Here is a 12666-nt window from a genome sequence, read left to right as displayed (position 1 = left end):
CCCGCACCGCCGGCGATCGCGCCGCCGATGCGGGCGACGATGTCGAACAGCACGGTCGGGGGGGCGGCGGGCCCCCCCCCCCGCCCCCCGGTGCCGCACCGGCGCCGGGGGGCGGGCGGGTGTCCGCCGCTCAGATCGAGTCGGCGAGCTCGCCGAGCACGGCAGCACTCGCCTGCGTGTCGTGACTCAGCCGGACCGCGTGGTGCGGCAGCACCGCGAGGCGGGAGGCCACCTCGGCGCGGGCACTCTCCCGGCCCCCGCCGTCGATGCCCTGAGCGAGTCCGAAGACGTCCGGGTAACGGTCCTCCGTGGCGCCCGACATGAAGTCGCCCTCCCCCAGCGTGCGGGCGCCGTCGGCCAAACCCGGCGCCGAGTCGGCGATGACCTGGGGGAAGAGGAGGGCAGCGGCCGTACCGACCGTGGCCAACGGCACGTCGAACAGGTGGGGGAACTGGTCCGGGAACACCTGGACCTTCCGCTCTCGTCCCTTCCCGTCCCGGAGCGGGGTGGGGTCGCCCGCGAGCAGCGCCGCTGTCACCGACCTGTGCTGGGTCGGGTGGAAGCCTCCTCCGGTCCGCAGGTGCTCGCGCGCGGTCGCGAACCAGTCCAGCGAGTCGAGCAGGCCGAGACCGAGGGCGGCGGCGGACGGCCACGGTACGACTTCGACATCGCGGTCACCGATCGGCCGCACGAGGACCCGGTCGTTGGCCAGGAGCTGCCACCCGTTCGAGGCGAGCAGCAGGGCCGTGGTGGTCTTCCCCGCTCCCTTCTCGCCGAAGGTGAGGAGGGTCGCGTTGTCGTCCGGCCTGACCACGGCGGAGGAATGCAGTACCGCCCACCCGTCCCGCAGGAGCTGCCCCCGAGCGACCTCCCGCGCGAGGCGCGCAGCCGAGAGAGCGAGCTTCCACACGTCCGTACCGGCGAGGACCAAGCGCCTGGAGGAAGGCGTACTGCGGTACGCGATCCCCTCGCCGGGAGAGGTGGCGACGACGTCGTCACCGTCGCGGGCCACCACCAGCGGGTGCTTCGCGTAGCTGACCGTTCCGGTGGGCCGCCCGTCCCCGACGAGGAGGGAGATCGCCTCGTACGCGGCAGGGTCGAGATCGGCGGTCACCACGGAGTCGCCGTGGACGCCGTCCGCCTCCGTCGCGGCGGCGTTCCACCACTGGCCGAAGTACCGCAGGGCCCAATCCGTGACATCGGCGCGATTGCTCAGCACCGTGACGGCCGCCGTGGCGGCTTCGAGTCGGATAGCGCTGGTCATGATGCGATCCTTTCGGCGGTTCCGGGGAAGTGGGCGTACGCGTCCCGAGGGCTGCCGGCGACAGAATCGAGACGCGGTCGTCCGGATCGGGTGAGCTGGGGCGGTGTGGGGCGGGCAGGGTGCAGCCTTGCCGTCGATGAACCCATGGGGTGTGCGCACGCGCGGGGAGCCCATGCCTGACCACCCCGAAACGGGCGGGACCATCCCCGCGCGCGCGGGGAGCGCAAGGCGCCCTCGTCGAGGTCGTGCAGCTCGTTGGGACCATCCCCGCAGGCGCGGGGAGCACGTCAACGTCTGGCAATCCGCCGTGCCCGTACTGGGACCATCCCCGCACGCGCGGGGAGCACTCCTCGTGCTGCCGTACGGCGTACGGGGTGTCGGGACCATCTCACGCGCGCGGGGAGCACGTTCGGGCTGTGCATGCCCACATCGAGCGCACGGGACCATCCCCGCATGCGCGGGAGCACAAACCCACTCCTCCGCCCGCTGTCTTCAACGCGGGACCATCCCCGCACGCGCGGGAAGCACGAGAGGACGTCGTCGTCTCCCAGCCCGGCGTGGGGACCATCCCCGCGCGCGCAGGGAGCACCTGGAGCGCATCCGGCACACCATCGAGGTCGGGGGACCATCCCCGCACGCGCGGGCGCACTCTTCCTCGTCCGGGACGTTACGACGCCGGAAGGCCGAGGGAGGCCGACTTCACCGAGTCCGGCATGAAGCCCGTGTCGACTCCCCGGCTTCAGGACACCTCGCGGCCCGTCACGTCGCACTCGTACCCAGCGGCTGCCACCCGCGCCGCCGCCGTTGCCACTGCGGACGGGCCCTCCCGAACTCCGGCCACGCCGGCCGGGAGGGACCGCCCGTACCCTGGCACCGTGCCTTCCACCGATCTGTCTGCCGCCGCGCGGGTCCGGCCCCTCGGGGCCGCTGCACTTTCCAGGTCAGTCCGCCCCTGGGACTCGGCTTCGCCGCCGCCACCCTCCCGGTGATGATGCTCGCCTTCTCGAACCACCGCCGCGACGAAGCCCGCGAGAGATGACGACGCCCACCGTGACCGTGCGGCCCGAACCGCCTACTGTGCAGGTCAGCTCACACACGGCACACGGGATTCGTCCCGCGCTGCCCGCGCCCCAGGGCGGAACACGTCCCAGGGCGGTGCCACCGGCCCTTCCGTACCACCGGTCAAGCCCCACCGCCCCTCCCGAGAAGAGATTCCGATGCCCCAAGCGCCCGCCCTCATAGGCAAACTGGCGGAATCCGCCATGGGACGCCGTGCGCGCGTACTCGATGTGCGGCAGCCCGCCCCCGGCTTCGTCGAACTCACCTTGCACGCCTCGGCCCCGCCCGGCGGCTGGCGGCCCGGTCACGAGATCCAGTTCCGGGTCGCTCCCACCCTGAGCCGCCGCTACACGGTACGGACCGTGGGCGGGGCGGACGGCGAGCCCGGCGGCAGCGGGGCTGAGCCCGAGCGCATCGGCGTGCTCGCCAGCACCGAGTCCCAGGGCCCCGGCGCCACTTGGGTGGGCCGCCTGCGGGCCGGTACCGAGACCGTGATTTTGGCCGCCCGGCACCGGCCGTTGCGCGAGACCGGGGCCCGGCGTCTCTACCTCGGTGACGGTTCCACCCTCGGCACCATCGACGCCTACGCCCGGGTGGACGAACAGTCGCTCGTCGCCATCGAGGTGCCGGAGCCCGCAGTCGACGCTCTGGCGGCCCGCTGGCCCCGGTACCACTTCCTGCCCATCACCAAGAGGCCGGGCGACGCGTTGTTCTTCTGGCTCGAACGGGCGGCCGGAGAGGGCGAGTTCGCGCGGCTCGACGGGGCGATGCTGCTGGGGCACGCCCAGTCCATCCAGCGCCAGCGCGCGGCCCTGGTCGACAGCCGGATACTTCCCCGCCGCGCGGTCACCACCAAGCCGTACTGGTCCACCGGCAAGGCCGGGCTCTGACAGATCCCGGCCCGGCACCCGGCACCCGAGCCCCGGAGCCAACGGCCCGGCACCCGAGACCCGAGACCCGGAGCCCTCGCCCAGCCCCGCCCGCACCCCCGAGTTGGTCGGGCTCCAACCCCAGTGCGTCCACGTCCGGCTCGACCGGATCGGCCTCGGACCGACCATGTGCCCCGGTCCAGCCGCGCACCCAAAGCCGTACGAACCTGAGTCGATCTCCGTCATCCGACGGTGAGAGCACTCGGCACCCCCAAGAGGCGGCCGGAATGTGCCCCTTGGCCGTCCCGCCGCCCTCGCAGTCGGAAGTGGTGAGGACGCCGCTCTGAAGCGGTTCGGACGGCTCACCCGAACAAGCCGACCTCTCACGCCGCCCTACGGTCCGAGGCGAACTCGTCCAGACTGCCCGAGCCCATCCAGGACGGCCCCACAACGACTTGGCCCAGAAGACGGCATCCAGCACGGCATCCGCAGGTCACCCCGCGCCCGGCACGCGCTCCGGCCGCCGCGCACACCTGACGTGCCCGGCCCACCGATTCTCTACCGCTACAAGCGATTCCTCAGGCTCACGGCATGGAGCGCGATTCAAGTCGGCTGATTTAAGAAAATTGGCGGATAAATGTAGAAGCACATCCCATATCACCCGTGAACCCGCCAAAAATAGCCTCTGTCAGGATTTTCTCAGAAGCTATCGAAATCCACTCACTCACACCGATCCGGGGCCTTATAAACCGCTTGGCTTCTTCATAATTCGATGATCTGATGAGCAGGCAATCGAACCGACCAGAGGGAGCGACATGTATAGCAAAATAACTTCCGCAAGAGCCGTCGGCGTGCTGCTGGCTTCGGTCGCACTAACGGTAGGCGCAGCCTCCACAGCGAGCGCGGCGGCCACGTACACGAGCACGTCGACCTGTTCCACCACCGGCGGATCCGGATCGACAGTCGCTACCTATACCGATGATCCGTATGACGAGGTAAAGGTGACCCTGAGAGTCACGGACACCCTGGCCGATGGCCATCACGTGCGCGTTCGACTCATCACCAAGAATGTTTCAGGCGTTTCCGTCAATTGGCCGTGGCACTCGAACACCGACGGCGCGAACACCACCGTGGTGTGGTCGACCACCGCCCAGAGCGGCTACGGCATCTATGGGCAAGGAGTACAGGTAGCACGCTTCGAGGGAGAAACTCTGCTGAACTACTGCACCCGCTGGGGCGTTTTGGATTAACGGCTGAAAGGCGGGCACTCCCCTCCGCCCCCATGCGCGCACAGATACATCCCCCTTGCAGTGCATGATCTCGTTCATGGGACCAGCGGCCGCCCTCCGGGTCGGACTGGATGGCGGCCGTCGCATGAACGCAAAAAGGGAGCTTGGTCTCGCATTCCTTGAAGCAGAATGCCCGACTGGCGACTCTGGTATCAGGTGACGTCTGCTGCCCGCGTTCCGCCAGTCAACAGGCGGCGGAGCGGTGTCAGGCACCCTTTCGCGCGGATCTGGGCGCCATCCACGCCCATTCGGAACGAGCAGAGCTCGCCGGCCGCGTTCGGCACCCCGGCCCCTGAGCCGACCCTTCGAAACCCGAGACCCGTCGCCCTCGCCCAGCCCCGCTCCCCGACGAGAACGTCGCCCTACCCGGCGACAGGAGCGACCGGTCCCCGGGCGATCAGGACGTCGGCGCTGTAGTGCCAGCCCAGGGAGGAGTAGAGGCGCTGGCCCTCCTCGCTGGCGATGAGGAGTCCGGTACGGGCGCCCTGCGCCACTGCGGCCTCCGCGAGGGCGCTCATCATGGCGCGGCCCAGGCCGCGTCGGCGGTGCGCGGGGTTCGTCTCGATGCGGTCGGCGATCGCGTCCTCGCCGACCACGGCGATGGTGCCGCGCGCCGCCACCTCGCCCGAGGGGGCGTGGACGGTGACGACCGTGAGGGGCCCGTCCGTGCGTACCTCGCACCGGTACGGATCGGCAACCGCGTGCTGCGGGTGTGCGGTCAGATCGGTCGTCATGAGCCACTCGGACCGGTGGACCATCTCCAGCCCGGCCGCCCCGACGATGGCTTCGACCTCGGCGGTACGCAGGGTGGGCACGGTGAGCCAGGTGATCTTCCGTGCGGCGGCGACGGTCTCGGCGAGCCGTGCCACGGACTCCGGCTCGTCGTCCGCGCGCAGGGCGAACACCTCCACCTCGCGGCCGGGTTGGTCGCACTCCGACCGCAGCCCGTCCCCGGCCGGCCCGACCGGCTCGGCTTCGGGCAGACCGCGTGCGGCGGTCCAGCCGTGCAACCAGCGTCGTATCAGCCCTGATTCGATCTTCGTCATCCGGCGATTAGAGCACGCACCACCCACAAGGGGTGCGGGTGCCTGCGCCGCCCCGCGTGTGCGGGCACCGGCGGCGCGGTGGCCGACGCCCCAGGGGCGCGAACTCCACCATTGCGCGCCCCTTCTGCCCCAAGGTGATAGCCCGATCGGGGACAGCCCTCAGTCGCGCCCCCGCCCGGAGCTCAAGCGGCGAGATTCGAGCGCTCTTTCATAGGAATGGGTGGAGGGGACTGTTTTCCCACCCACCCACCCTGGCCGCGAAAAGCCGCGCACGGACGTCGCTCACGGACGTCGCTCACGGACGTCGCTTCACGGAAGCCCGTCCACGGAAGCCCGTCCACGGAAGGCGCCACCGGCGGCCGACCGGACCTGTCCGCCCACACGCTCGGGCCGCCCCTCGTCACCCTCGGGCGTTCTTTTAACTCCCCAGGGTTGACCATCCGTGACCGACTTGCCACGCAGGGTGCCGACGATCTAGCGTTCGCCTCAACTCAGACCACACATGAGTCGACCCCTGCCGGTGCAGCGAACACCGAACAGGGGCCTGACCAACAAGATCGAAACGAGCGATCCCTATGGCTGCCAGCCAGCTTAGTGCTGCCCCCTGCCCCCCGCACGGCTCCCTGCCCCGTATGCCGCATCCGATGTCCAATCCGGGGTACGGCAAGCGTTCGGCCCCGAACCAGAAGCCGTCCACCGCAAGCGATTTCGACCATCTGCCGCCGCGTGAGGCGGCCGTCGCCGCGTACATCGACCTGCTGCCGGACGGCGCGGACATCTCGGTGAAGACCCTCGCCAAGGTTCTCCCCTACGGCCAGTGCGCGATCGGCACGGTGCTCCGGAGGCTCCAGGCGGCAGGCCACCTGCACCGGGACGGCATCGTCGTCGCCAACGAGACCCAGCTGCTCTGGGTGACCCGTACGCACTTCTCCCGTACCGCCCGCGACGCCGACTGGTGGGAGGCGTTCGTACGGGGCGACGTACCGCCGGAAACCCGACGCCCTTCGCGTTCCCGGGCGTTCATCCTGCTCGCCGCGCTCGGCCGGGCCAACCCGGCGCTGTCGCTGTCGGCCGCCGACTGCGCGATGCTGGAACCGCAGGTAACCGAGTGGTTCGAACGCGGCGCCGACGAAGGCGAGTTGCTCCACGCGCTCACCTCCGGCCTGCCGACCGCCGTCCACCACGCGGCCTCCCTCGTCCGCCGCCGTCTGGCGGACAAGCTGCCCCCGGTCCGTATCGCGACCCCGCCGCCCCCGTCCGCGCCGTCCGGCCGGTACGCCGCCGAGTGCCGTGAGTGCAAGGCGCCCGGCCCCGAAGACGCCATGCCCGACGGCCTCTGCCGACCCTGCCGGGGCGAACTCGCGCCCCTCGCGGGCCCGCCCGGCACGGTCCCGCACGACGACGTGAGCAGCCGCGTGTCCCAGGTCCGCGCGAGCATGATTCCCCGCCAGGACCGCCCCCGGGGCCGGGCCGGGGTGACCGTCCGGCGACGGGGCGCCCAGAACCGTACGATCCCGCCGGGCGCGACGAGTTGAGGCACCGGCGCGGCGTCGGGGCATCGAGTCGCCCTGACAGAATCCGTCCGTGACATGCGACGTATGTGGACATGGAATGCGGCAGAGACCGGTGCACGAACCGCGCATGGCATGGGACCTGCCGGTCAAGGAGCGCTGGTTCTGCCCTTGGTGCTATGCGTGGACCGAGTTCGGACACGACCCCCGGGAAGTTTCCCGGCCTCAGTACGAGCCCGTGGACTCGCGCTGGGAGCGGGCGGAATCACCGGATCTTCCCGAGGACGTGGCCCACGCCTACGACACGGCCCATGCGTACACAGGTTCCGGCGCCACCCTGTGCGGAGTGGAGGACGAACTCCTCTCGCCTTCTCCGTACCCGTGGCGGCCGGGTCGCAGCAACGCCTGCGACGCCTGCAAGGAGACCGCGACCGTCATCGACGCCCGCTGGCCTCCGGGCATGCGGGGCGAGAAGCGTGTCAGCCCCACGCCTCCCCCAGGTTCCTCCTGGCCCCCGTTCTGAGGGATGCCCGGTCCGATGTCGGCCATTGCGCACACCGCCTCCTCGTCCCCGTGCCGCCCCGCCCTCGGCGCCCTCACCGGTCCGCGCGGGCGTTGAGGCGGGCGGCCTGGCGCGTCAGGTGGTCGCGTTCGGCGAGGTCGGTCGCCCGGTGCGCGGCCTCGGCGTACAGCCGTGCCGCCGTCACCGGGTCGCCGTCGCGCTCGTGGAGGTACGCCGCCACGGCGGTGTGCCGGGGCAGCGAGTCGTCCAGCGCCGCGAGCGCCGCCAGACCCGCGCGCGGGCCGTCCGCCTCCCCGACCGCGACCGCGCGGTTCAGCCGCACGACCGGGCTGTCGGTCAGGCGCGCCAACTCGTCGTACCACTCCACGATCTGCGGCCAGTCGGTCTCCCCGGCGGTCTGCGCGTCGGCGTGCAGCGCCGCGACGGCGGCCTGTGCCTGGTACTCGCCCAGCCGGTCGCGGGCCAGCGCCGCTGTCAGAATCCCGATGCCCTCGGCGATCGACGCGGTGTCCCACCGGCCGCGGTCCTGCTCGGCGAGCGCCACCAGGCTGCCGTCCGGCGCGGTCCTGGCCGCCCGCCGCGCGTGGTGCAGCAGCATGAGGGCGAGCAGCCCGGACACCTCGGGGTGGTCGACGCGGGCCGCGAGCTGCCGGGTGAGCCGGATGGCCTCGGCGGCGAGGTCCACATCGCCGGAGTACCCCTCGTTGAAGACCAGATAGAGGACGCGCAGCACCGTTGCGACGTCGCCGGGCCGGTCGAACCGCACCCCGGAGACGGTGCGCTTCGCCCGGCTGACGCGCTGCGCCATCGTCGCTTCCGGCACCAGGTACGCCCGGGCGATCTGGCGCGTGGTGAGCCCCCCGACCGCGCGCAGGGTCAGCGCGACCGCCGACGCCGGGGTCAGCGAGGGGTGGGCGCAGAGGAAGTAGAGCTGGAGAGTGTCGTCCGCCGCGCGGGCGGGCCCGGGGGCCGGTTCCTCGTCCACCCGGACTTCCCGGTGACGCCGGGCGCTGTCCGCCCGGGTCGCGTCGAGGAACCTGCGCCAGGCCACGGTGACCAGCCAGCCCTTCGCGTCCTCGGGAGGGTCGGCCGGCCAGACGCGTACCGCCTGGAGCAGGGCTTCCTGCACGGCGTCCTCGGCCGCCGCGAAATCGGCTCCGCGGCGGACGAGGACGGCGATGACACCCGGGGTGAGGCTCCGGATCAGGGCCTCGTCCATCGGTGAGGTCACTCCGTGACGGTGGGGTGGTGGGCGCCCAGGAACGGGCGCAGTTCCAGCCACTCGTGAATCGGTTCGCCGCCCTTTCCGGGTGCGGCCGACAGCTCCCCGGCCAGCTCCACGGCACGCTCATGGCTGTCGACGTCGATCACCATCCAGCCCGCGATCAGGTCCTTGGTCTCCGCGAACGGGCCGTCGGTGACCGGCGGACGCCCCTCCCCGTCGTACCGGACCCACTCCCCCTGCGGGGCGAGGGCCTGCCCGTCGACGAACTCCCCGGTCTTCTCCAGCCGGGCCGCGAAGTCGTTCATGTACTGGACGTGGGCCGAGATCTCCTCCGGGGTCCACTGGTCCATCGGCACGTCGTTGGCCGGAGCCGGGGCGCCCCGGTAGTGCTTGAGCATCAGGTACTTCGCCATGGCGTCTCTCCTCGCTGCGGCGACCGCGTGAGCGGTCGCGTCCGTGGTCGCTTCGTCGCGTCCGTGGTCGCGTTCGTCGCTTCCGTGTTCGTGTTCCCCGCGTCCGTGTCCGTGGGCGCGTTCACTACGGGGACGGAGCCGGTCACGGGTTCTCGACATCACCGGACATCACCGGACGAGAAATCTTTCCGGACTTCCGAGCGTGGGCCTCCTACCCGACCTCCGACCGTGCCCCGACCGGACCTCCGACCGGACCTCCGACCCGAACAGCCGGCTCGACGAACGGTCCCTGAGACCATCCCGACCGACAGGGCCGGAGGGAAGCACGACGCGCCGGTCGGTCGCCCGGCAGCCCTCTCCCGCACCACTCCGAACCGTCCCGATCAGGCCGCACCGGTCCTCACGCCCGCACCCGCCGCGTACTCACGCAGCTCCAACGCCGCGTTGATGCTCCGCCCCTCCTCGCCGGAGGCGATGGTCGGCTCGGCGAGGGCCTTGTCACGCGCCGCGAGGTCCTCCGCGGTGCGCGGCGCGAGGACGGCGAGCCCGCTGTGCGCCAGGGCCTGGTTGGCCTCCACGAACTCCCGCAGCGCGCTCTCGTACGCGGCGAACGCGGCCGTGTGGTCCGGGTGCGTGGCCAGCTCACCGGCGAGGACGTACGCCCCGATCAGCGCGATGCTCGATCCCTGCCCGGAGAAGAAGGACGGGGCGTACGCGGCGTCGCCGACCAGCGCGACCCGGCCCGTGGACCAGGACGGGAGGTGGATCTGCCCGGCCACGTCGAAGAAGAGGTCGTCCGCCGCGCGCATGGCGGCGACCATGCGCGGGACCTCCCAGCCCTCGTCGGCGAAGACGGAGGCGACGAGATCGCGCTGGGCGGCCGGATCGCGGAACGCCGTCAGCGGCACCGACGAATCCACCAGGTCCGAGGCGAACACCAGGAAGCCGTGCAGGTCCTCGGTCTCCTCCACGGCGTACAGGACCGCGCCCTTGCCCGGAGTGTTGCGGATGACGCCCTCGTGGCGGAGGCCGAAGTCGTTGGGCAGGGTGAACCCGGCGAAGCACTGGCCGAGGGAGCGGTGGAAGCGCTCCTCGGGCCCCATCACCAGCCCCCGGGTGTGCGAGTGGATGCCGTCCGCCCCCACGACCAGGTCGAACGTGCGCCGGGCTCCGCTGCGGAACACCACGTCCACGCCCCCGTCCCGGCCGTCGCCCCGGTCGTCCCGGCCGTCGTCGCCCCGGCCGTCGCCCCGGTCGTCCAGCGTGGCGATCGAGTCGCCGAACAGGAACTCGACGTCGTCGCGGACGAGGCCGTACAGGAGGTCGGCGAGGTCGCCCCGGCGCACCTCCACGTCCCGTCCCTCCACCCCGCCGGTCATGGTCTCCGGCCGGATCGCGGCCCGCACCGAACCGTCCGGCCCCAGGAACGACACCTGCCTGCTGTCCACGTGCGCTTCCCACAGCCGGGGCAGCAGCCCCATCCGCTCCACGACCTCCAGGGCGGTGCCCCGGATGTCGATGGGGTAGCCCCCGCCGCGTACCGCGTCCGCCTTCTCGACCACCGTGACCGCGAAGCCGTACCGGTGCAGCCAGTAGGCCAGCGCCGGGCCCGCGATGCTGGCGCCGGAGATCAGGACGCTGCGCGTGCGGGGCGCGGTGGCGCCCGTACCGGCCGCGCCGTCCGTTCCGCGACCGGATTCCGTACCGTAGGTGCTGGTCATGAGGTGTCCCCTCTCGACAGGCACGCAGACTCTCACCATCTACGTAACTTAGGTATCTTTTTTGCGGGCGCGAGAAGCCCGTGCGGCGTTGCCGCCGCACCCAACTGTATACCTAACTTAGCTATCTAAAAGGAGTGGGCATGGACGCCCAGGAGCCGCACGCGGCAGACCGCGAAGACGCCGCAGGCCCGGCAGCCGGCTCCGACGCGGCGTTCGATCTCGTGGCCGAGGTGCTGCCGCGCATGGCCCAGCTCAGCAACACCCTCAACAAGGGGCGCCTGACCGAACACGCCATGGAGACCGCCGGACTCGCCCTGGAGCGGCCGGCGATGTCCGTACTGATCACCCTGCACATGGCCGGAACCCCGCTGCGCATCGGCGAGATCGCGACCCGCATGCAGGTGGTCGGGCCGCACGTCACACGGCAGGTCAACGGGCTGGAGAAGCGCGGCCTGGTCCGCCGCGTCACCGACCCCGACGACCAGCGCGCCCGGCTCATCGAGCCGACCCCACAAGGCACGGCGGGCGCCGACCGCTACATGCGGACCCTGCTCGGCTGGTTCGGCGGAGCGCTGGCCGACTGGTCCGACCAGGACCGCCGGGAGCTGGGCCGGTTGCTGGGGCGGCTCGTGGACGACTTCACCCGCCATCTGTCGGCGCTGGACGCGGAGTAGGAACACCCGCCGCGAAGAGCCTTCACGGGCTTGCGGCTGCCGCTGCGGCAGCTTCTACCGTCGTTCTGGGGCCGGAAGTAACCGGGCCCGTACGGGGCGAGACCCATCGGCCCGCACCAGAAATTCGTTCCCAGCTCGGCGGCGGGTGAACGATCGGCCGTGAACAAGCGGAGCGTGAAGGAGTCGGCCATGGCCTGGCCCATCGCGGAGGTCGCCCGGATGTCCGGAGTGACCGCACGGACCCTGCGGCATTACGACGAAATCGGACTGCTGCCGCCCGCCGGCACCGGCTCGAACGGGCACCGCGTCTACGAGGAGCGCCAACTGCTGCGGCTGCAGCAGATCCTCGTGCTGCGGAGCCTCGGCGTCGGACTGCCCGAGATCGGCCGCATCCTGGCCGATCAGGTCGACGAACTGGCGGCCCTGCGCGGCCACCACCGTCGGCTGCTGGCCGAACGCGACCGCCTCGGCATCCTGGCCGCAGCCGTCTCCCGCACCATCCGTCAGCTGGAACACTCCCGAGAGGACGGCACCATGACCACCATCAACCGACCCGAGAACCTCTTCGAGGGCGTTCGCCCCGCGCAGTACGAGGAGAGCCTGCGAGACTTCCCCGCGCACGCCGAAGCGGTCGAGCGGCACACCTCCGGCCTGACCGAGGCCGAGATCACGGCCGAGCAGCGGAAGCGTACGGAGCAGATGATCCGGCTCGCCGAGTTCCTGACCTCCGGCCTGCCCGCCGACTCGGTGCAGGTGCGGGAGCACGTGGACGCGCAGTTCAGGGCGGTGAACGAGCTGCGCCCCGTCACCGCGGAGGAGCACCTGGCGATCGGGAGCTCGTGCGTGGAGAACCCGCAGTGGCGTGCGGCATACGAGGCCATCGCTCCGGGCCTCGCCGAGTACCAGCGCGACGCCATCGTGGCGTACCACTCGGTCCGCCCGGCCTGATCCCCGACCTGATCCCCTGCCCGGCCCCGGCCTGATTCGCGGCAGGATCGCGGCCTGGATCGCGACGGGAGAAACACTTCGGCCCCCAGGACGAATCCTGGGGGCCGAAGCTACAGCTGGACGC

At 71.3% G+C, this 12666-nt stretch carries 11 protein-coding genes; 6 read left to right on the top strand and 5 right to left on the bottom strand.

Annotated features, from left to right (window positions below):
- Nucleotides 1-130: 130 nt before the first annotated feature.
- Nucleotides 131-1264: a hypothetical protein gene (locus tag ACWD3D_RS02170; protein ID WP_451459001.1), complete on the bottom strand. Its 1134-nt coding sequence runs from the start codon at nucleotides 1262-1264 to the stop codon at nucleotides 131-133.
- A gap of 1217 nt (nucleotides 1265-2481) precedes the next feature.
- On the opposite strand from ACWD3D_RS02170, the gene ACWD3D_RS02165 reads away from it, so the two are divergent.
- Together ACWD3D_RS02165 and ACWD3D_RS02160 are read left to right on the top strand one after the other, a co-directional pair.
- The gene (locus tag ACWD3D_RS02165) at nucleotides 2482-3213 is read left to right on the top strand and encodes a hypothetical protein (RefSeq protein ID WP_451459000.1); all 732 of its coding nucleotides are present in this window, start codon (nucleotides 2482-2484) and stop codon (nucleotides 3211-3213) included.
- Between the two features lie 794 nt (nucleotides 3214-4007).
- The gene (locus tag ACWD3D_RS02160) at nucleotides 4008-4442 is read left to right on the top strand and encodes a hypothetical protein (RefSeq protein ID WP_451458999.1); all 435 of its coding nucleotides are present in this window, start codon (nucleotides 4008-4010) and stop codon (nucleotides 4440-4442) included.
- A gap of 401 nt (nucleotides 4443-4843) precedes the next feature.
- Here ACWD3D_RS02160 and ACWD3D_RS02155 read toward each other — a convergent pair whose 3' ends face one another.
- A complete protein-coding gene (locus tag ACWD3D_RS02155; protein WP_451458998.1) occupies nucleotides 4844-5527 on the bottom strand; it encodes a GNAT family N-acetyltransferase in 684 nt (227 codons plus the stop codon).
- A gap of 644 nt (nucleotides 5528-6171) precedes the next feature.
- Here ACWD3D_RS02155 and ACWD3D_RS02150 point away from each other — a divergent pair.
- A complete protein-coding gene (locus ACWD3D_RS02150; RefSeq protein ID WP_451458997.1) occupies nucleotides 6172-7062 on the top strand; it encodes a hypothetical protein in 891 nt (296 codons plus the stop codon).
- A gap of 106 nt (nucleotides 7063-7168) precedes the next feature.
- Nucleotides 7169-7561 (top strand): hypothetical protein, encoded by a 393-nt coding sequence (locus ACWD3D_RS02145; protein ID WP_451458996.1) that lies wholly within the window; start codon nucleotides 7169-7171, stop codon nucleotides 7559-7561.
- Between the two features lie 73 nt (nucleotides 7562-7634).
- Here ACWD3D_RS02145 and ACWD3D_RS02140 read toward each other — a convergent pair whose 3' ends face one another.
- The 3 genes from ACWD3D_RS02140 to ACWD3D_RS02130 form a co-directional block, all read right to left on the bottom strand.
- Nucleotides 7635-8780, bottom strand: coding sequence for an RNA polymerase sigma factor (locus ACWD3D_RS02140; RefSeq protein WP_451459006.1), 1146 nt, complete (start codon nucleotides 8778-8780; stop codon nucleotides 7635-7637).
- An 8-nt stretch (nucleotides 8781-8788) separates the two neighbouring features.
- Complete coding sequence (locus ACWD3D_RS02135) at nucleotides 8789-9199, bottom strand: YciI family protein (RefSeq protein ID WP_328721021.1); 411 nt, start codon at nucleotides 9197-9199, stop codon at nucleotides 8789-8791.
- A gap of 383 nt (nucleotides 9200-9582) precedes the next feature.
- Nucleotides 9583-10920 (bottom strand): FAD-dependent oxidoreductase, encoded by a 1338-nt coding sequence (locus ACWD3D_RS02130; protein ID WP_451458995.1) that lies wholly within the window; start codon nucleotides 10918-10920, stop codon nucleotides 9583-9585.
- Between the two features lie 140 nt (nucleotides 10921-11060).
- Here ACWD3D_RS02130 and ACWD3D_RS02125 point away from each other — a divergent pair, with 140 nt between their 5' ends.
- Both ACWD3D_RS02125 and ACWD3D_RS02120 read left to right on the top strand, forming a co-directional pair.
- Nucleotides 11061-11594, top strand: coding sequence for a MarR family winged helix-turn-helix transcriptional regulator (locus ACWD3D_RS02125; protein ID WP_451458994.1), 534 nt, complete (start codon nucleotides 11061-11063; stop codon nucleotides 11592-11594).
- Between the two features lie 189 nt (nucleotides 11595-11783).
- On the top strand, nucleotides 11784-12542 hold the full coding sequence (locus ACWD3D_RS02120) for a MerR family transcriptional regulator (RefSeq protein ID WP_451458993.1): 759 nt from the start codon (nucleotides 11784-11786) through the stop codon (nucleotides 12540-12542).
- Nucleotides 12543-12666: the final 124 nt, after the last annotated feature.

The organism is Streptomyces sp. NPDC002690 (assembly GCF_053592415.1).
The sequence above is the reverse complement of the archived record's forward strand: the minus strand, read 5'-3'. Positions and strand labels throughout refer to the sequence as shown.